Origin of the sequence: Mycobacterium sp. NPDC050441 (assembly GCF_040655355.1) — a bacterium.
Taxonomy (GTDB): Bacteria; Actinomycetota; Actinomycetes; order Mycobacteriales; family Mycobacteriaceae; genus Mycobacterium.
Window position 1 is genome coordinate 589,997 of record NZ_JBFAJS010000003.1, and the last position, 18,739, is coordinate 608,735.

Genomic DNA, 18,739 nt, shown 5'->3' on the forward strand with positions numbered 1-18,739 from the left:
CATGCGACCACTGATCGCGGTGCCGGGCCGGCGCGCCACCCGTGTGCCGATCCTGCGCTTCAGCGCGACGCTGGCGGCAGAGGCCATCTGCGAGGCGGTGTGGGCCGGCGGCGGCGAGCCGCTCGTGCTGCACGGTCCGGACGGCAGCCCTGCCTGCGAGCTGGCCGACCGGCTGGCCCGAGTCGACGGCATCTGCATGCCCGGAGGAGCCGACATGGACCCCCGGCACTACGGCCAGGAGCCGGTCGCGGAGACCGAAGATCCAGTCGCACACCAGGATGCGTTCGACATGGCGGTCATGTCCTGCGCCGTGAAGCTCGGCATCCCGACCCTCGCGATCTGCCGCGGCATGCAGATCCTCAACGTGGTGCAGGGCGGCGATCTGATCCAGCACCTGGCACCGAGCGACGTCGCACACGGCAACGCCGTGCACGACGTGATGGTGGCCGAGGACAGCCGGCTGATCCAGGTCGTGGGATCCACCCGGGTCCCGGTGTCGTCGTATCACCATCAGGCGGTCGGTGCGATCGGTACCGACCTGCGGGTCGTCGCCACCGCCGACGACGGGTGCGTGGAAGCTCTCGAACACACCGGAGGGAATCTGCTTGCCGTGCAATGGCATCCCGAGGATCTCCACGCCTCCTCGCGCAGCGATGCGGCGCTTTTCGCCGACCTCTCAGAACGAGCCGCCAAGGCCAGAGTGGAGGCCCTCGTATGAACAACCCCGTCGTCCTGCGCGCAGACGTCGAACCGTCCGACGTGCGCACTCGCGAGCCGGGACGGCCGCACATCGCGGTGCTGTTGTCGCTCAACTTCCCCGATCTCACCGAGCCGGTCGCGGCACTGCACCGGCGATTCACCCGTACCGCGCTAACGGCGTTGACCGTGCTCGAGGCCAGCTTCGAGCTGGTCGACACCTCCGAACCCGGATCCGTCGACGTGGTGGTCGATGCCGACGGCCTGTTGGTGCTCGGCGGCGGCGACATAGCGGCGGCCTGCTACGGCGGACCGGATGGGCCCCTGCCGAACTCGTACGGAGTCGACGAACAGGCAGACCGAGTCAGCCTGAAGATGATTCGGGCCTATGTCGACGCCGACCGGCCGGTGCTGGGCATCTGCCGCGGCTCGCAGCTGATCAACGTCTGCTACGGCGGCACGATCATCGGCGACATCACCGACTACCAGCTCCATCGCGGTGGGCCGGGCGAGCACCTCTTCATCGACGAGAAGGTCGAGGTGCTACCCGGGACCCGGCTGGCCGCGATCCTCGGTGCCGGGCCCGTCGTCGTCCGGTCCGGCCATCACCAGGCCGTCGATGACGTGGCGGATGAGCTCGTCGTCGCCGCCCACGCCCGCGACGGCATCGTCGAAGGCGTGGAGCACCCCACTGACTGGGTCCTGGGCGTGCAATTTCACCCGGAAGACTACGACGGGCCCCTGGACGCTCTGTACAAGCTGTTTGCCGACTTCGTTGCGGCCGGCGTTCGACCTTCAGCACCAACCGACCAGCCTGGTCTGGGAGCCCAATGATGGAGAACAGCATCATCGTCCGCATCGCCGAGATCCAAGTGGAGACACCGGATATCCGAGCTCTCCGCCTGGAGCAGCTCGACGGGGCCCCCTTCAGCGAGTGGCAGTCTGGCGCACACATCGACGTGACCGGCCCGACCGGCGTACTTCGCCAGTACTCACTGGCCGGTTCGCCCAAAGACGATTCGTCGGTGTGGGTCGCGGTGAAAAAGGAAGGGCCCGGGGGCGGCTCGGCAGCCATGCACGAACTCAAGGTCGGCGACCACCTCAAAATCAGCAGGCCCCGCAACATGCTCAGCATCGCCCCCGAAGCCGACAAGCACATCCTGATCGCCGGCGGTATCGGCCTCACCCCACTGATGAGCATGGCGTTCGAGCTGTACAGCTGGGGCGCCGACTTCGAGCTGCACTACTTCGCGCGTTCACCCGAGGAGATGGCCTTCGACGGCTTCCTCACCGAGCGAGTCGAATACCGCGACTTCGTCACGCTGCACATCGGCGTTCCGCGCGCCGAGCAACCCGCGCTGTTCGAGCGGATGGCATCCACCATTTCGGCTGATACCCACGTATACACCTGTGGTCCTGAAGGATTCATGAACCAGGTGATTGTGGCGTTCACGCCCACCGTCGGCGCGGACCACATCCACCTCGAGGCGTTCACACCGAAGGAAGTAGACAAGTCGGGCGACAAAGCGTTCACCGTCGAACTGAACAGCGGTGAGGTGTTCGAGATCCCGGCCGACCGCTCGATACTCGACGTCTTGGAGGAAGCTGGTTGCGATGTCTTCAGGTCGTGCGGAGAGGGCATCTGCGGGTCCTGCGTCTCCGGTGTGGTCGAGGGGATTCCGGATCACCGCGACAACTGCCTGTCGGCATCGGTGAAGGCCGACAACGAGGAGATGGCGCTCTGCGTATCCCGCTCTCTCAGCGACAAACTCGTCATCGAACTGTACTGACCACAAAGACTGGAGAACACCAATGAGCTTGTACGTCGTTACCGACCCGGCCACCGGCGAAGTCGTCAAGAAGTACCCGACCGCCACCGACGCCGAGATCGACAACGCCCTGTCGGTTGCCGCGACAGCCGGCAAGACGTGGGCACGCGAGACGGCCGTTGCCGAACGCGCGGCCCTCATCCGTCGCGTCGGTGAGCTGCATGCCGAGCGCGCGGCCGAACTCGGCTCGATCATCGTGCGTGAGATGGGCAAGCCGCTCGACGCTGCGATCGGCGAAGTGAAGTTCAGCGCCTCGATCTATGCGTACTACGCCGACCATGCCGAGGCGCTCCTACGCGACCAGCCGATCGAATTGCTCGACGGCACAGGCGAAGCGCTGATCACAAGCAGCCCCTACGGCGTCCTCCTGGGAATCATGCCGTGGAACTTCCCGGCCTACCAGGTTGCCAGGTTCGCCGGCCCCAATCTGTGTGTCGGTAACACGATCCTGCTCAAACACGCCCCGCAGTGCCCGGAGTCGGCGGCGGCCATCCAGCAGATCTTCGACGACGCCGGTTTCCCGGCCGGGGCGTATGTCAACATCTACGCCACCAACGAGCAGGTGGCCGGACTCATCGAAGATCCACGGGTGGCCGCGGTCTCACTGACCGGCTCTGAGCGGGCCGGTGCAGCCGTCGCCGAGATCGCCGGACGCAACCTCAAGAAGATCGTCCTGGAACTGGGCGGCTCGGACCCGTTCATCCTGCTGTCCACCGACGATCTCGACGACACCGTCGCCAAAGCGGCGGCGGCCCGCCTGGACAACACCGGGCAGGCGTGCAATGCGGCAAAGCGGTTCATCGTCGCCGACGATCTCTACGATCCGTTCCTGGAGAAATTCACCGCGGCCGTACTCGCCGCCGCCGACGGGATCACCCCGCTGTCATCGGAATTGGCCGCCGATCGGTTGCAGGCGCAGGTCGACATTGCCGTCGAACAGGGCGCGACTTTGGCCAGCGCCGGGGAACGCAACGGCGCGTTCTTCCCGACCGGCGTGCTGACCAACGTCAAACCCGACAACGACGTCTACTACCAAGAACTGTTCGGGCCCATCGCGATGGTCTTCAAGGCCTCGTCGGAGGACGAAGCGCTGGAGCTGGCCAACGACACCCCGTTCGGGCTGGGTTCCTACGTATTCACCACCGACGCGGAGCAGGCAAGGCGCGTCGCCGCGAAGATTGACGCCGGCATGGTGTTCATCAACGGAGTCCAGGCCGATGGCGTGGAACTGCCCTTCGGAGGGATCAAGCGTTCCGGCTTCGGCCGCGAACTCGGCACACTCGGCATCAGCGAATTCGTCAACAAGAAGCTGATCCGCACCGTCACGTGACGACGTTGTCGAGATGCGGCGAAGATTGACGGGACGCGCCCCGCTACTTTGACGGATCTCGGGAGAGTCACCGAAGCCCGTCAACATAGCCGGATGAGCTGTGGGTCAGAGACGGGCAGGTCTGAGCGGCTCGATGACCTGGGCCTCGGAGCGCTCGCACAGCTTGAGAAGCGCCTCCTCAAAGCTCGAGCCGAGCAGGTGGAGGGTGTTCATGCCGCGCGATTCCCACACCGGAAACTCCTCGTCGGCATTGCGGCTTGCGACGTCCCAGAGGAGAAGGTCGCCGTTCTCGCTCCAGCCGAAGACTTCGAGTCGTTCGGCGAGGTCCCAGCTACCGTCAGGCTCGACCATCCAGGCGAATTCCTCCTCTTCGCCGTCGCGGAAGACCGTGTGGAAGTGCTCGGTGAGGTTCGCTGCACGGGCCCGCCCGTCTGCGAAACCGGGTTGCACGGGCGGGTAGATGAGCCACAGGCCGAACGTGCGGGCCCAGCCGCAGGAGCGAACAAACTCGCGGTAGCTCTGGGGGTACCCGCCGCCGTCCGGGAAACGGAACGAATCGAGTGCCTCGAAGTCGACATGCTCGAACGAGGGGGATTCAGGCGCGGGGGCACTCATGACTCGATTATCGTCGGGTTGCTGGAGCCACTCCCCTGGAGCCACGCTGTCGAGATGCACCGAAGATTGACAAGACACGCCGGACTACTTTGACAAAGCTTGGGCGTGTCGCGAAGGCTTGCCAATCTTCGCTGCACAAGTCCAGGTCAGTCGCTGATAATCGGTCGCAGCCTTATCTCCAAGCTGATCGGTTGTAGCACTTCTGCGGTCTGGAGATGCCGGCAGGCCCGACCGACCTCGTCCTCGCGCCGCGATGCCGACGGTCAACGAGTCAGCGGCCTTGGTGCCAGGCGGTAGCGTCGATGCCGATGACTAAGAACCGGCCCGAACGGCCGAGTTCACCCATCAACCGTTCGACCGTGCAGTGGGCCACGTCTATGCCCCACGACGGCTCTGCAGCCAAGCCTTGCGCACCCCGTTAGGCCAAATCAGGTGAACTGCCAGGTTCACCCCTTTGGCGGCGGGAACCCCACACTGGTGTAGGCCTCGTCCGGAATTGAGGCACGATTCTTGTAGATCGACCAAGTGCAGATGGACCTATCCTGCCCCTGAATCGGTGGGCTGATCACCCGCAGCGGAAAGCCCAGTCGTTCGATGGGCGCACGTTGCTGCAGCTGACAGCAGTGTGCGCAGTACAGACACACGCCGCTGGTGTTCCACGCCCAATCGTGCTGCCGGGTGGTCACAGCGAACCGCGCTGCACCGGAGCCGGTTTCGTAGGTGCGCCCTCCTGAGCCGCACGGGGCGAAGGTGATGACCCAGCGGTCGGGTTCCTCGTTGATCGAGAAGGATCCGTCGCGGTCTGGACCGGTGAGATGGCCGCGGGTCGCCTCGAAGATGTCGAGCATCAGACGCTCTGTTGACTGGCTCCACGCTATGGAATCCGGATGGTAGATCCGTGCGGATCGCTCGTACATCTCCGACAGCAGGGTGTTCCACAGGTCGCCGATAAACGCTTCGCCGAGTGTGTTGGACGCGAGATCGAACAGTCCGCAGATGGCGTCGCAGGCCGCATCGTGATGTTCCTGCCAGACACTGCGGGCGCGCGCCAGCAGGTACCGCGCCGCGTCGGGATCACGCCGCTGGCAGGCTTGGGCGAATTCGGCGATTAGGCTGACGTAGCTGCGCCAGCCGTCGCCGAGTTCCGCCGAGCCGAACGCCGGGTGAACTGCGGCGGGTGCCACACCTTGGGAAATCAAGCTGCGTGGGATCTCGGACAGCCATGAACCAAACAGGTCGTAGGCCTCCTGCGCCTCCTGCACCGTGATGCGCCCATAGTCTTCGGCCACGGCGAAATCGGCCGAGGAAAGCGCCTCGTGGGCTCGCACATAACTGGATTGTCCTTGCTCTAGCCATTCGTCAGCCCTGACCAAGTGGCCTAGCAGTTCACTGTGGACGACTGCGCGGTTCACGTGCGCTCGAAGTAACGATGGCGTTCCCAGTCAGTCACTGTCTGGGTGAGGAAGGCGTTCATTTCGCCGCGACCGACCGTCAGCAGGTGACCGTGCACCTCGGCCCCCAGTGAAGACTTGGCGGTGTGACTGCTCGCGAACAGATCTATCGCCTCAGGCAGCGATGTCGGTAGCTGTGGCAGGTCGGTGCGTGCGTAGCCGTCTCCGTCGATAAGCTCGGGGAAAGGCAGCCGACGCTCGATCCCGTCGACGCCGGCAGCGACGGCGGCAGCGATAGCCACGTATGGGTTGACATCTGCCCCGGGAACTCGGTTCTCAACCCGGCGATGCGAGCCCTGGCCAACCAGTCGGAACGACAGTGTGCGGTTGTCGTTGCCACAAGCGACCGTCGTTGGGGCGAATGAATTCGGCTGGAATCGTCTGTACGAGTTTAGGTTTGGCGCGTACAGCAGACACATTTCCCGCGCAGAACCAACCAACCCGGCAAGGAACCCATCGAATAGCTCGTCGTCGCCCAGAGGGGTTAAGCCGTCAGCCGACCACAGACTGGTGTGGATGTGGCACGAGCTACCGATGCCCGCGGCATCCCATTTGGCCATGAACGTGGCGGACTTACCCATCCGTGTCGCGATCGCCTTGACACCGAACTTGTAGATGAAGTGGCGGTCGGCCATCTCCAGAGCGTCGGTATGGGTCAGGTTGATCTCCTGCTGGCCCAGCCCGTACTCACAGGACAATGCCTCGATGGGTACGCCGGCCTGCTCCATCTGTTCAACCACGGCGTCGATGAACGCTTCGTTGGAGATCGCAACGAGAGGGTCGTAGGCTCCCTGGTAGCGCGACGCCGGAGACAGTTCCTGGTAGCGGGATCGCCATCCGTCCTCATAGCTTTGCTCGAAGAGGAAAAATTCGAGTTCGGAGGCGCACTGGACAGTGGCGCCGTGCTCAGCCAGCCTGTCCAGCTGACGCTTGAGGACCTGCCGGGGCGCGATCTCGAGCAGTGTTCCGTCGGCCAGCACGGGGTCGCAGATCAAGAACGCAGTGTCGGTCATCCAGGGCAAGACCCGCAACGTGCTCAGATCGGGTTTCAGATAGCAGTCCGGGCCGCCGTTGCTCAGTCCGCCGACGTGTTCCAGGTCGGGGTTGAGATGTTGCTCGATGTCGAGCTGCCAGACCATCAGTGGGATCCGGAATGCCGCGTGGTCGTCAATATGCTCGAGGAAACGTCGCGCGGGAAGGTGCTCACCCAGCGGCCGCCCGATATTGTCCGCGGCAGCCAGGAAGACCTTGGTGATTCGGCCCGCGTCAACAGCCTCCCGCAGCGCTTGCAGCGACCAGATGCCGGGAGGGTTCGAAACACCGTTGGTGGGCAGGCCCGCGTGGGTGAGCGGCTGGTTGGCGTGAACTGTCATGTTGTTCTCCAAACTAAAGCGCTATTGGTCCAATTTATATATCTTTTGTGAGCTCGGTCAAGATGTCGACGACGCTGTAATGGTGACCTCATCCGCTCACCGCAGTAACGACCGGGCCATCACAACCCGCCGAATCTCTTTGGTGCCCTGGTATATCTGGTGATCTTGGGACCACCCGAAATCGGTAGGAATACAAGCGTCCATCACGACCACGAAAGCGCGATCCGGCGTAGCAACTTGGTCGCCAGGATGTATGTGCTCGGGCTGGCCGGCCACTGTGAGATCACCTTGCCCGTGCGGTTGGCCCCGGCCCGGAAGTAGCTTTCGGTGACGGCCCACACCGTCTTCGCCAGGCGGCTCTGCGCCCAGTCGTTGTAGACGTAGAAGGCCGACCGACGGACCTCGATGCGCCGCTTACCTTCGCGGGCCGCCTCGGCGATCGCGGCCGCAGCGAAGTTGGCCTGCGCCTCGTAGAACGCCACGAGTGGAACGACGTTGGTATTGGGTCCGAACATGATGAAGAAGTTCGGGAACCCGGGCACCATCATGCCGAGGAAGGCCTCGGCGCCGTCGGTCCAGGTGTCATGCAGGTCGGTTCCGTTCTCACCGGAGACCCGGTAGGTGCTCAGGTACTTGTGGGCCTGGAACCCGGTCGCCAGGACGATCATGTCGAGTTGGTGCTCCTCGCCATTGGCGTCGACGGCACCGCGGGCCGACAGTCCCTTCACCGCGTGCGGCACCAGCCTGACCGTCGGGCTCTTCAGCGCCTCGTAGTAGGTGTCACTGATCACCGTTCGGCGGCCCTCCATGGGAAAGTCGGGTGTCAGCACGTCAAGCAGATCTGGGCGATCGGACATCTCCTGGTGCAGGTAGGCCAAGGCAGCCGCGCGACGTTTTCTGTTGAGCTGCTGGTCTTCTCGGGCGTGGCGGGCATGGTGCTGACGCAGGTCATAGCGCAGCCATAGCCTTAGCCGCCGATAGGCGTACACCGGCGCAAGTTTGTTGAGCCGCCGCTCGAGCGGACTGAAATCCCGGGCATCTTTGGGGAGCATCCAGTTCGGCTCGATCTGGAAAACCGTCACCGCCGAGGCCACCTTTTCGGCCTCGGTGACCACCTGAACCGCTGACGAGCCGGTGCCGAGGATCCCGACCGACTTGCCGGCCATGTCCAATCCGTCCCGCCACTCTGAGGTGTGGCAGATCGGGCCGCTGAAATCGTGTTCCTCCCGGACGAACGGGGGCTTCGCCGGGGTGTTGAGGAAACCGACCGCGCTGATGACGTAGTCGAATCGCCCATGGTCAACCTGTGACGCCGTCGACACGGTGTAGTCCTGCCGTTCGTCCGACCACTGCACGTGCTGGACCTCCTCGCTAAACCGCATGTGCGGGACGAGGTTCCACTTGTTGGCCACATAATGCAGGTAGCCGAGCAACTCGCTCCAGCCGGCGTGCGTACGGGTCCAGTCATAGCGTTCGAACGAGAACGAGTAGATGTGGGACTCGAGGTCGACCTCTGCCCCAGGATAGGTGTTGTGTCGCCACGTCCCGCCGAGGCCGGGCGACCGTTCGAAGATCACGAAGTCGTCAATACCGCGCTTCTTGAGTGCGACTGCCGCCGCGATCCCGCTGAAACCGGCACCGATGACTGCCACCCGGGGACGGAAAGTCCGGTCCACATTCATTCAGATCACCTGCCTTCGATAGTTGTTGTCGGCTACCGGATTCCGGATTGCCTTGATATTTGAGGTCTGACATTCGGCTCTTCAAACGGCGCGGCCGAGGCTGGGTTGGTCCCTATCCGGACTATCTGAGCTGGGCCGACCATCCGCCGTCGACGACGAGTTCGGTCGCGGTGACGAACGCCGCATCATCCGACAGTAGAAATGCCGTGGCATTCGCCACATCGGACGGCATTCCCAAGCGGCCCAGCGGTGTTCGTCGCTCCATATCTAAGCGACGTTCCGGTGACCGCTCGTAGATCGGGGAGATCATCGGCGTCAGAATCGCTCCCGGGCACACTGCATTGCACCGAATCCCCTCGGGCGCAAGCCGCACCGCCATCGCGCGCGACAACGACACCACAGCGGCCTTGCTCGCCTGATAGGCATCCAGCGGCGAGTCCATCGTGCGCAGGCCAGCGAGGCTGGCGATATTTACGATGCTCTTGCCCCGCCCCTTTCGTAGGTGTGGCAGCGCGGCGACGGTGAGGCGGCGCAGCGCGTGCAGGTTGACGCCCATGGTCAACTGCCAGGTTTCATCGTCGTTGACGTCGAACACCGACCCGTCTCGGTCGAAGAACGCCAGCCCCGCGGCATTCACCAGATAGTCCAGGCCGGTTTCGCTGATGGTGGTGAATAGCGAACCGTACGTCGAGCCGGTGGCGAGCAAATCCACAGAAACGTATGTGACTTCGGAGTCAAGCTCGGGAGCCGCGAGCGGGGCGAGATCGGTCGCCACGACCCGGACTCCGTCGGCGTGCAGCCTGGCCACGATCGCACCGCCGATACCGCCGTTGGCTCCGGTGACGAGCGCTGTCGGCCTCATGCCGGCGTACCGATGCGCGGTTGTAGAGCACGGGCCAGGCGTTCACCAGCGAGATGCATGGCGTCGGTCGCGACCGGAAAGATCTCGTCGAGCCCAAAGAATCCGTGGATCATGCCCGGGTACTCACGGGTAATCGTTGGCACGCTGGCGGTATTCAAGGCCCCGGCGAGCAACTCTCCTTGCGGCTTGATCGGATCACATTCAGCGAGTATGACGGTGGCCTCGGGCAGCCCCGACAGATCCGCATTGAGCAGCGTCATCCGTGGGTCTGAGTGGTCCTCGGGTGAGGTTAGGTAATTGCTTTGGTGCCATAGACATTCGTCGCGTTCGAGCATCACGCCCTGATATCGGTCGTCGAAGCCGATCGTGAGATCTGTTGTCGATGCTGGGTACACCAGCAGCTGGTGGCGAACGGCGGGTGTCAGATCAGCGTCCCTGGCGTGGATTGCGACTGCGCAGGCTAGGTTTCCGCCGGCGCTGTCGCCGGCAACCGCGAGCCGCCGAGTGTCGACGCCCAGGTCAACAAGAGCACGCGCGTCAGCGGCCCACAGCAGCGCGTCAATGGCGTCGTCGACGGCGACCGGGAATCGGTGTTCGGGCCCGCGCCGATAATCTACCGACAGCACTGCCGAGCCGGCAGCGTTGGCCAGCAGTCTCGTCGTGACATCGTGGGAGTCGATGCTGCCCATCAGCCAGCCGCCGCCGTGGTAGTAAACGGTCAGCGGGAGTTCGCCCGCGGCATCGGGTAAGTACACCCGGCCACGGATCCGGTCACCGTCGCGGGTCGGGATCGTCACATCGACGACACGCGCGATGGCGGGCTTGCTCAGCCCAGCGAACGCCGCTTCGAAGTTCTCGCGGGCGACGGCAACAGGCAACAGGTGTGCATTGGGGCGGCCCGAGGCTCGGGCGTCATCGAGCATTTTCTGTGCTGCCGGATCGATCGGCATGGATTGGTGTTCCTTTCTCGTCTGGTGTCGCACGGTTCAGGCACGCCTCACGTCAGTGCCAGTCCCCCGTCGACGCACAGCTCGGCTCCGGTGATGTAGGAGGCCTGGTCGCTGAGGAGAAAGCCCACGGCGGAGGCGATCTCATCGGGTTGAGCCCACCTACCGGCGACTGTTCGCGCCGACAACTGGGGTGGAAGCGTCGAGGTGTCCCCGTGCTCTGCAGCCATCGGAGTAGCCACGAACCCCGGGGCGATGCTGTTGACCCGGATCTGTGGGCCCAGCGCTCTGGCCGCGGTGCGCGTCAACATCGCAAGCGCGGCCTTCGACGCCGCGTAGTGCGGATTGGGGTCGGGATTGGTCAGCGCGATGACCCGGCTGGCCTCCATCGAGGTGATGTTGACGACGGCAGCCGGGTCACCCGCGGCCAGCAGCTCAGTACTCGCATCGATCACGTTGTACGCACCGACCAGGTTGACCTCGAGAACCGACCGCCACTGATCTGCGTCAACGCCACGAAACCCGGTGTGTGCCGGGATACCTGCGCAGTTGACCAGATAGTCAAACCGGCCGTCGGGAAAGGCTCGCCATAGCGCCGCTCGCACCGCTGCGGCGTCCCGTACGTCGACCGTCGCCGTCACCACAAGCTTGTCTGCGCGCGCCGGCCGCAGTTCCCGCAGATCCAGTGCCAGCGTGCGGATTCCGGCGTGCGCGAGCAGGTCGACCGTCGCGGCTCCGATGCCGGATGCCGCGCCGGTGACCACCGCGCTGGCGCCCCCGTAGGTCAACGTCGTCGATCGCACGTTCATGATGCACCGAACCTGCGTGTGTGCTCGGCCATGGCGTCTGCGAAGCATTCCCGTGGTGCGCGAATCACCCCGGCGCCGATCTGGCCGCCGTCGCGCCCGGCCAGCCCGACGTCCATTGCCGGCAGTACCCCGGTCTGGAGCACCTTGCGCGCGTCGATCCCGGTCGGGGCGCCTCGGAAGGCGAAGAGCGGTATCCGGTAGGTGCTGTTCTCGCCGTGGGCGATGGCATACATCTCTCGGTTGCGCTCGATCATCACTTCGGGTGCACCGCCCTGGTACTCCTGCAGGGACAGTGCACAGGCCTGAGCGAACCCGCCGAGTCCGACGGTCTCGGTGATCGGTGATTCCCCACCCATCCAGGTGATCTCGTCTTCGGTGTGGCCGTCGAACAGCTTGCCCTGGTGGATCGGCGGCGGGCCCTCGAACCACGTGTCGCCAAGCCCGGCCAGCCTGATCGCGAAACCGCGGCAGGAAAAGGCCATCGCCGAGACCAGGGTGGAGCCGGCAACGGTCATGGCGTCGGCGGAAGCCTTGGCTGCTGCCATCGACAACCGCAGGAAGAAGTAGTCGTTCTCGGCCAAATGCAGCATGGTCTCGCGCACCCCGGCGATGTCCTCGCGCACCATGTCCAGCACCGCGGGCAGGATTTCCCGGTTGAACAGCATCGAGGCTGCCGCATTGCGGCTGTGCACCTCATCGCCCATCCGCAATGCGCGGGCGATCAATGGCTTGAGAGCGACGCCGCCCTGGCGCCGGATCGCGTCACCGACTACGGGGGCCAGCACCTCGTTGACATGACGCAGCCGGTCGCGCACACCGTCGTCGTAGCAGCCGTAGTTGAGCCGCCGCGGCTCCTTGCCCTCGTAGAAGTTGCAGAATCCGAGATTGCCGTGGGTCCGGTTCATCACGACGAACACCGGCATGGATGCGGTGTAGATGCCGGCCAGCGAGCCCACCGCGGAGTAGTCGTGGCAGCCGCCCACCTCGATCACGCCGCTGTCGAACTTGGCGATGGCGTCTTCGCGATCGGTGGCCAGCCCCTCGAATAGGGCGCCACCGATGAGGGCTTCACGCTGACCGCCGCTGTATGCCGGCCAGGGCATGGGTGCACCCGAGGTAAGCACGAGGTTGTCACGGAAGCCGGGAAGCACCTCGCGGGCGGGCGCCACGTCGATCACCCAGGGATCGGCCGCATCCAGGCGGGCGAAGGCCTCGGCGTTGGCTGCCTCGATATCGATCGTGGCCGCATCGGCGTCGGTGCTGATCTCGGTACTCACCAGGCCACCACACCGCCGTCGACCAGCAGGGTCTGTGCAGTGATGAAGGAAGCTCGCGGGGACAGCATGAACTCCACCGCCTCTGCGACCTCCTCGGGCTCCCCGATGCGCTTGAGCATCGCGTAGCCCGCGCTGACCTCTTCACCGCCGGACACCCGGGCCATCGACGGGCTCATCGGGGCGCGGATGACCCCGGGCGCGATGTTGTTGACCCGGATTCCTCGCGGCGCCAACTCCTCGGCCAGGTAGCGGGTATAGGCCGCGATACCGGCCTTGGTGGCGCCGTAAACCGAGGCGCCGCGGAACCTGCCGAAATGGCCGGTCAAGCTGCCGATGTTGACGATCGCGCTGCCCTGGGCGAGGAGCGGGGCCACCACGTCGGTCACCCGGGCCATACCGGCGATGTTCACCTGGAACATCAACTCCAACTTTGCCTCGTCGAGCTCGCCCAGGAACGAATCACGCAGGATGCCTGCGCAATTCACCAGTCCGGCGAGCGTCTCCCCCTCGGCCAAAACTGATGCCACGGCTTCGACGATGTCGGCCCGGTCAGAGACGTCCATCGCCACCGTGCCAATCTGGTCAGCAACTAATTCGCTGCCCTGCAACGCATTAGGAATGTCCGCGGCGATCGGCTGGTAGCCACTCTCGACCAGTCGCCGACAGATTGCGCGGCCGATCACACCTGCTCCGCCGGTGACGATGACCTTGTCTCCCATTCCATCTCCTTTCTGAACGCGCTCGGCGTTGCGCATCAGTCTGCGCCTTAAACAACTAAAGGTCAACTCTTTAGTCCTTTTGGAACCGGTTAACGACGCCCGTCAGCCCATAACCAATGTGGTCCATTGAGCAGTTCAAATGCGGTTTTGCCGGTTGCCGTCGGATAAAGTCGAGGTAGAAGACAGAGGAGGCCTGAAGTTGACAAGCCCGGCAGGCATGGAACTGACCCGCGTGCGGCAGATTCCTGCCCACGAACTGGTGGTTGAGCAGATCCGTCGAGCCTTGGAACTCGGCAGGTTCAAGCCGGGCGACAAACTCCCGACCGAACGCGAACTGACAGAGATGCTCGACGTCTCCCGCACTGTGCTGCGTGCGGCAATGACAATTCTCGATCGGGAAGGCCTGGTCTCTGTGCGTCGCGGACGCAATGGCGGTGTTACCGCCCTGGCACCCCGCCGGGACGACGCTGCGGCCCGGCGGGCGCTGCGAGAGAATCGCGTCTCACTGGGCAATGCCTTCGACTACCGCGTCGTAGTCGAATCTGGTGCGGCCCGACTGGCGGCCCAACGGCGTCGAGCCACCGATGTCACCCAGTTGCGGAAGATGCTGGCCGCGATGGACACACATATCGCCCGGGCACAGGTGGGCGAAGACTCACCGCATCTGGTCACCGAGTGGCAATCGCTAGACTCGGCGTTTCACCTCAAGATCGCCGAATCTTGCCGCAACGAGTACTTCTTCGATGCAGTCGTCCAAGCCCGTCGGGCGATGTGGCTGCCGGTCGGTGCGATCTTCCACCACATCGAACCGAACGCCAACGACTACCACGATGTGATTGTCGACGCGATCGAGGATCGCGATGCGGACCGTGCGGCCGCCATGATGACCGAGCACATCAACTCGACGCGCCACACCCTCGAATCGTGGTTACGCCGGCGCTAGTCACCACTATCTGTCTCGCTCGGTCACCAGCACGATCGGCCGGTCCCCGACCCCGCCGTCCCGGTCGCCAGCGCAGTCATCGCGCTCATCATCGAACACTGTCCTACCGATGCGCTCGTACATCAGCGGCTTTGCATTGCGCAGGTACCAGGCCACCCCCATCGAGCCGAGCAGGAGCGCCACCACGATCCATGGAATCGCCTTGAACGGTGGCGATTCAGCGGCAACTCCCGCTGCGGTGGCCATATTGGTGGCCATCAGGTAGATCACGAACACCATGCCGAGCCCACCGACGACCGGGCAGACCAGAGTGCGCCACCACGCCGCCGTCTCCGGGTGACGACGCTTGACGTGGAAATACGTAATGACCGCGATCGAGCACATGACCTGCACAACCAGCAGACACAGTGTGGCCAGGATCGCCACCAGGGTGAACAAGATCAGGTAAGGATCCGACTTCGTCGCGATCGCGATGACCAGCAACAACACCGTGAACGCCGACTGTACGAGCGAGGCGATCCACGGTGACCCGTGACGCGGATGCGCAGCCCCGAGCCGGTGCCACAGCAGGCGATCACGCCCGAAGGCGAACAAGTATCGACTGGCCGCGTTGTGGATGGACAGCGCGCATGCGAAGGTACCGCCGAGCACCAGCAGCTCGAAAACCGTCACCGCCCAACTGCCGACATACTCGCGCGCTGGTGCGTACAACAGCTCGAAAGGGCTGTCGCCCGACGCGAGTTCGATGGATCGTGCCGGGCCGCTAGCGCTGATCACCGCCCACGCGATGAATGTGTAGAACACGCCGATGCCGATGACGGCAATCAGCGTGGCCCTCGGCACGACGCGCTTGGGATCAGTAGATTCCTCGCCGTAGATCGCGGCGGCCTCGAAACCCACCCACGACCAGAAAGCCATCAGCAGCCCCAACCCGACGGCACCATCAACCACCCCGTTGGCGTGCAGTGCCGCAGTGGGCATAAGCGACCCCCATTCGGGTCCGCTGCCCCGCACCAGCCCGCATACCGCAGTGATGGTGAGGATGGCAATTTCGGCGATCAGTGCGACGCCAAGAACCTTGGCCGCCAACGACACATCCTTGTGGGAGAGCAACGCGATGGCCGTGACTGCGAAGAAGCCGAACCACCACCACGGGATATCCACCGACAGAAACCCGGATGCCGCCTGCTGCGCGAATGCGGAGAACACGCCGATGACGCCCGCCTCCATGATCATGTAGACGAACATCGACATCACACCGGCAGCCAGGCCGGGGATGCGCGACCACCCTCGCGAGACGAACGTGTAGAAGGCGCCCGCGGCTGTGATGTGGCGCGCCAGCGCCACGAAGCCGATGCTGAAGATGGTCAGTACCACGGTGGCGATGATGAAGCCGGCTGGCGCCCCTGAGCCGTTGCCGAATGCCACAGCGACCGGAAGGTTGGCTGTCATTGCGGAGATGGGCGCCGAGAAGGCAACCACCATGAACACCACCCCCACCACGCCGACGGCGCCGCGCTTCAGCGTGTGGGGACTTCCGTCCTGCGAAACTGTTGCCTCCGAGCGGTTCTTACCTCTGTTCACATCGACCCTTTCGCCGCTTTCGATGGATTTTTTGGGTTAAAGAGATGATCATTAGACCATAAACGTGATGCGCAGCACACGGCGGCGGCGAACCAATGGGCGCCACAGCCCGGTACGCGTTTCTTAAAGAACTATTGACTAGACCTTTAGCTGTTATCTATCGTCACACCGTGGTCGCGCCTTGCGTCCGCGACGAACGCCCGGCCGTTGCCAGGAAGGAACCGGAGTGATCGATCCTCGTCAGCCCGCTGTAGCCGTAACGATGGATTTTCAGGTGCTCCAGCACTATCACCATTGGCGGGCAATGCTGGGCGGCATTGTGGCCGCCGGCGCCGCGCCGTTGACCATCGACTGCCGGCACCCGAGGACCGACCTTGAGCATCTCATCGGAATGGTCGACGGGTTGGTCTTACTCGGCGGTGCCGATGTCAATCCCGAACTGTACGGCGGCGCCAACACCGACCCACTGATCAAGCCCGGCCCGCGGGCTTTGGACGACAACGAGGTCACTGCACTCGAAATCGCACTGCGCCAGGGCATCCCGGTGCTGGCGGTGTGCCGCGGCGCGCAGCTGACCAACGTAGCACTCGGCGGTACTCTGTTCGCCGACCTGACCCGCGACCGGCCAGGTTCAGTGGTGCACCGCACCACCGAAGCTGACCTCGACGGCGCCGCGCACACCGTGGACATTCGCCCCGATACGTTGTTGGCCTCTTGGCTCGGCACAGCTGGTCACGTCCCGGTCAACAGCTACCACCATCAGGGTTTCGACACCCTCGCCCCGGGTGTTCGCGCGTCCGCCACAGCCGAGGACGGGCTTGTCGAGGCGTTCGAGATCGAGGCCGCCAGGCTGGTCGCGGTCCAGTGGCATCCCGAGATTCTCTGGCCCACCGACGAACGCTCGGCGAGACTGATGCGCGGTTTCGTCGGAAGCTGCGCAGACCGATCCCCCGCAGCGGGCGCACGGTGTTGAGCCCGGGCAGAAAGGAACAGAACAAGATGACCGGTCTCGACAGCGCGCTGAGCCCATTGCGGTTCCTCGATCGCTCCGCCGCAGTGTTCCCAAACAAAGTGGCCGTGATCGACGGCAATCGACGCCTCACCTATTCCGACCTCGCCGCGCACGTGACTCGACTCGCGCACGCGGTGCGGGCTTCCGGTATAGAGCCGGGCGAACGGATCGCGTACCTGGCTACCAACTCCGCCGAGATGCTTGCCGCCCACTTCGCAATTCCACTGGCCGGCAACGTTCTCGTAGCGGTCAACACTCGGCTGGCACCACCGGAGATCCAGTACATCTGCGACCATTCCGAAGCCGCGATGCTGATCGCCGACGGCGCCCATCTACAACGAATCCGGTTGTGCCAGGATGACTTCCGCACCGTGAACGAAATCGTGGAATTGCCCGAAGCCGATGGCGACAACCCCGACAGCTGGGCGGCCACTCCTTACTCGGCGCTGCTGGACCGAGGTAGTGACGAGCCACTTTCGTGGCAGGTGCCCGATGAGACCGCCACAATCACTATCAATTACACCTCCGGCACAACCGGACGACCCAAAGGCGTCATGTACACCCACCGGGGCGCCTACCTAAACACAATCAACCAAGTCGTGCACAACGGCTTCAGTGCCGAGACCCGGTACCTGTGGACACTGCCGATGTTCCACTGCAACGGTTGGTGTCACCCTTGGGCGGTCACCGCGTCCGGCGGAACGCACGTGAGCCTGCGGGCGGTGCGTGCCGACGCGATGTGGCAAGCGATCGACGCGCACGGCGTCACGCACCTCAGCGGTGCACCGATCGTCCTCAGCACCTTGACCAACGCATCCGAAGCCCACCAGCTGCGCCACGGCCTCACCATCACTACGGCCGGGGCGCCGCCCAGCCCGAACACCATCGAAGCGGTGCGCGCACTGGGTGCGACGGTCAAACACGTCTACGGACTCACCGAAACCTATGGCCCCTACTCGATCTGCGAAATGCAATCCGACTGGCACACTTTGGGTTCCGAGGAGCTGTCAGCCCGGCTGGCCCGCCAGGGCGTCGGCATGCTCTGTTCGGAGGACATGCGGGTGGTACGCACGACGTCGGCGCCCGGAGACCCACTCGTCGATGTGCTCCCTGACGGAAATGAGATGGGCGAGATCGTCATGCGCGGCAACGTCGTCATGAAGGGCTACCACCTGGAACCCGAACTCACCGAAAAAGCCTTCGCAGGCGGCTGGTTTCATTCCGGTGACCTCGGCGTCCGCCATCCCGACGGGTACGTCCAATTGTTCGATCGGGCCAAAGACGTCATCATCTCCGGCGGTGAGAACATCTCCTCGGTCGAGGTAGAGCAGGCGTTGATGTCGCATCCCGCAGTGCTCGACGTCGCCGTCGTGGGCGTACCGGACCCCACCTGGGGCGAACGGCCCAAAGCGTTCGTCGTCACCGTCCCGCATGCTCAGGTCAAAACTACCGAACTGATCGAACACATCAAGACCCGATTGGCCGGCTACAAAGCACCCCGCGACGTTCAGATCGTCGCCGAGATACCGAAAACCTCAACGGGCAAGACACTCAAGACCACACTGCGCAACACCGAATGGGGCGACGCCGCTGCCAAGATCCGCGGCTAG

General features: G+C 64.1%; 17 protein-coding genes. 7 read left to right on the forward strand and 10 right to left on the reverse strand.

What is annotated here, in order from left to right; all coding sequences use genetic code 11:
* The first annotated feature begins 1 nt into the window (after window position 1).
* Genes AB0I14_RS11920 through AB0I14_RS11935 form a run of 4 tightly spaced genes read left to right on the forward strand, consistent with a single transcriptional unit; the run spans window position 2 to window position 3,855 of the window.
* Window positions 2–718, forward strand: a complete 717-nt coding sequence (locus AB0I14_RS11920; RefSeq protein WP_358020687.1) for a gamma-glutamyl-gamma-aminobutyrate hydrolase family protein — start codon at window positions 2–4, stop codon at window positions 716–718.
* A complete protein-coding gene (locus AB0I14_RS11925; RefSeq protein WP_358020690.1) occupies window positions 715–1,530 on the forward strand; it encodes a gamma-glutamyl-gamma-aminobutyrate hydrolase family protein in 816 nt (271 codons plus the stop codon). Before AB0I14_RS11920 ends, AB0I14_RS11925 begins: the two co-directional genes overlap by 4 nt.
* Window positions 1,530–2,486, forward strand: coding sequence for a PDR/VanB family oxidoreductase (locus AB0I14_RS11930; RefSeq protein WP_358020693.1), 957 nt, complete (start codon window positions 1,530–1,532; stop codon window positions 2,484–2,486). The genes AB0I14_RS11925 and AB0I14_RS11930 overlap by 1 nt, the downstream gene beginning before the upstream one ends.
* A 22-nt stretch (window positions 2,487–2,508) precedes the next feature.
* Window positions 2,509–3,855, forward strand: coding sequence for an NAD-dependent succinate-semialdehyde dehydrogenase (locus tag AB0I14_RS11935; RefSeq protein ID WP_358020695.1), 1,347 nt, complete (start codon window positions 2,509–2,511; stop codon window positions 3,853–3,855).
* A 105-nt stretch (window positions 3,856–3,960) separates the two neighbouring features.
* Here the strand turns inward: AB0I14_RS11935 and AB0I14_RS11940 are convergent, their stop codons facing one another.
* The 9 genes from AB0I14_RS11940 to AB0I14_RS11980 all read right to left on the reverse strand — a co-directional run bounded on the left by AB0I14_RS11940 (window position 3,961) and on the right by AB0I14_RS11980 (window position 13,590).
* Complete coding sequence (locus tag AB0I14_RS11940) at window positions 3,961–4,470, reverse strand: hypothetical protein (protein ID WP_358020698.1); 510 nt, start codon at window positions 4,468–4,470, stop codon at window positions 3,961–3,963.
* A 446-nt stretch (window positions 4,471–4,916) separates the two neighbouring features.
* The gene (locus tag AB0I14_RS11945) at window positions 4,917–5,882 is read right to left on the reverse strand and encodes a hypothetical protein (RefSeq protein WP_358020700.1); all 966 of its coding nucleotides are present in this window, start codon (window positions 5,880–5,882) and stop codon (window positions 4,917–4,919) included.
* The gene (locus AB0I14_RS11950) at window positions 5,879–7,294 is read right to left on the reverse strand and encodes a glutamine synthetase family protein (RefSeq protein ID WP_358020703.1); all 1,416 of its coding nucleotides are present in this window, start codon (window positions 7,292–7,294) and stop codon (window positions 5,879–5,881) included. Before AB0I14_RS11950 ends, AB0I14_RS11945 begins: the two co-directional genes overlap by 4 nt.
* 203 nt (window positions 7,295–7,497) lie before the next feature.
* Entirely contained in the window at window positions 7,498–8,946 is a 1,449-nt protein-coding gene (locus AB0I14_RS11955; RefSeq protein ID WP_358020706.1) for an NAD(P)/FAD-dependent oxidoreductase, read from the reverse strand.
* A 151-nt stretch (window positions 8,947–9,097) separates the two neighbouring features.
* The gene (locus AB0I14_RS11960; protein WP_358020709.1) at window positions 9,098–9,838 is read right to left on the reverse strand and encodes an SDR family oxidoreductase; all 741 of its coding nucleotides are present in this window, start codon (window positions 9,836–9,838) and stop codon (window positions 9,098–9,100) included.
* Window positions 9,835–10,788, reverse strand: coding sequence for an alpha/beta hydrolase (locus tag AB0I14_RS11965; protein ID WP_358020711.1), 954 nt, complete (start codon window positions 10,786–10,788; stop codon window positions 9,835–9,837). The genes AB0I14_RS11960 and AB0I14_RS11965 overlap by 4 nt, the downstream gene beginning before the upstream one ends.
* Before the next feature lie 47 nt (window positions 10,789–10,835).
* A complete protein-coding gene (locus AB0I14_RS11970) occupies window positions 10,836–11,594 on the reverse strand; it encodes an SDR family oxidoreductase (RefSeq protein ID WP_358020714.1) in 759 nt (252 codons plus the stop codon).
* Window positions 11,591–12,871, reverse strand: coding sequence for a DUF1116 domain-containing protein (locus tag AB0I14_RS11975; protein ID WP_358020717.1), 1,281 nt, complete (start codon window positions 12,869–12,871; stop codon window positions 11,591–11,593). The genes AB0I14_RS11970 and AB0I14_RS11975 overlap by 4 nt, the downstream gene beginning before the upstream one ends.
* A complete protein-coding gene (locus AB0I14_RS11980) occupies window positions 12,868–13,590 on the reverse strand; it encodes an SDR family oxidoreductase (RefSeq protein WP_358020720.1) in 723 nt (240 codons plus the stop codon). The genes AB0I14_RS11975 and AB0I14_RS11980 overlap by 4 nt, the downstream gene beginning before the upstream one ends.
* A gap of 199 nt (window positions 13,591–13,789) precedes the next feature.
* Here AB0I14_RS11980 and AB0I14_RS11985 point away from each other — a divergent pair, with 199 nt between their 5' ends.
* Window positions 13,790–14,533, forward strand: coding sequence for an FCD domain-containing protein (locus AB0I14_RS11985; protein WP_358020723.1), 744 nt, complete (start codon window positions 13,790–13,792; stop codon window positions 14,531–14,533).
* Window positions 14,534–14,539: 6 nt separating this feature from the next.
* Here AB0I14_RS11985 and AB0I14_RS11990 read toward each other — a convergent pair whose 3' ends face one another.
* Window positions 14,540–16,117, reverse strand: coding sequence for an APC family permease (locus AB0I14_RS11990; protein WP_358020726.1), 1,578 nt, complete (start codon window positions 16,115–16,117; stop codon window positions 14,540–14,542).
* A gap of 226 nt (window positions 16,118–16,343) precedes the next feature.
* Here AB0I14_RS11990 and AB0I14_RS11995 point away from each other — a divergent pair, with 226 nt between their 5' ends.
* Window positions 16,344–17,090, forward strand: a complete 747-nt coding sequence (locus tag AB0I14_RS11995; RefSeq protein ID WP_358020728.1) for a gamma-glutamyl-gamma-aminobutyrate hydrolase family protein — start codon at window positions 16,344–16,346, stop codon at window positions 17,088–17,090.
* A 26-nt stretch (window positions 17,091–17,116) separates the two neighbouring features.
* Complete coding sequence (locus AB0I14_RS12000) at window positions 17,117–18,739, forward strand: AMP-binding protein (protein WP_358020731.1); 1,623 nt, start codon at window positions 17,117–17,119, stop codon at window positions 18,737–18,739.

Excerpts from the sequence above, each read along its gene's own strand:
- AB0I14_RS11920 (WP_358020687.1), top strand. The coding sequence starts at position 2 with ATGCGACCACTGATCGCGGTGCCGGGCCGGCGCGCCACCCGTGTGCCG.
- AB0I14_RS11925 (WP_358020690.1), top strand. The coding sequence starts at position 715 with ATGAACAACCCCGTCGTCCTGCGCGCAGACGTCGAACCGTCCGACGTG.
- AB0I14_RS11930 (WP_358020693.1), top strand. The coding sequence starts at position 1,530 with ATGGAGAACAGCATCATCGTCCGCATCGCCGAGATCCAAGTGGAGACA.
- AB0I14_RS11935 (WP_358020695.1), top strand. The coding sequence starts at position 2,509 with ATGAGCTTGTACGTCGTTACCGACCCGGCCACCGGCGAAGTCGTCAAG.
- AB0I14_RS11940 (WP_358020698.1), bottom strand. The coding sequence starts at position 4,470 with ATGAGTGCCCCCGCGCCTGAATCCCCCTCGTTCGAGCATGTCGACTTC.
- AB0I14_RS11950 (WP_358020703.1), bottom strand. The coding sequence starts at position 7,294 with ATGACAGTTCACGCCAACCAGCCGCTCACCCACGCGGGCCTGCCCACC.
- AB0I14_RS11960 (WP_358020709.1), bottom strand. The coding sequence starts at position 9,838 with ATGAGGCCGACAGCGCTCGTCACCGGAGCCAACGGCGGTATCGGCGGT.
- AB0I14_RS11965 (WP_358020711.1), bottom strand. The coding sequence starts at position 10,788 with ATGCCGATCGATCCGGCAGCACAGAAAATGCTCGATGACGCCCGAGCC.
- AB0I14_RS11970 (WP_358020714.1), bottom strand. The coding sequence starts at position 11,594 with ATGAACGTGCGATCGACGACGTTGACCTACGGGGGCGCCAGCGCGGTG.
- AB0I14_RS11980 (WP_358020720.1), bottom strand. The coding sequence starts at position 13,590 with ATGGGAGACAAGGTCATCGTCACCGGCGGAGCAGGTGTGATCGGCCGC.
- AB0I14_RS12000 (WP_358020731.1), top strand. The coding sequence starts at position 17,117 with ATGACCGGTCTCGACAGCGCGCTGAGCCCATTGCGGTTCCTCGATCGC.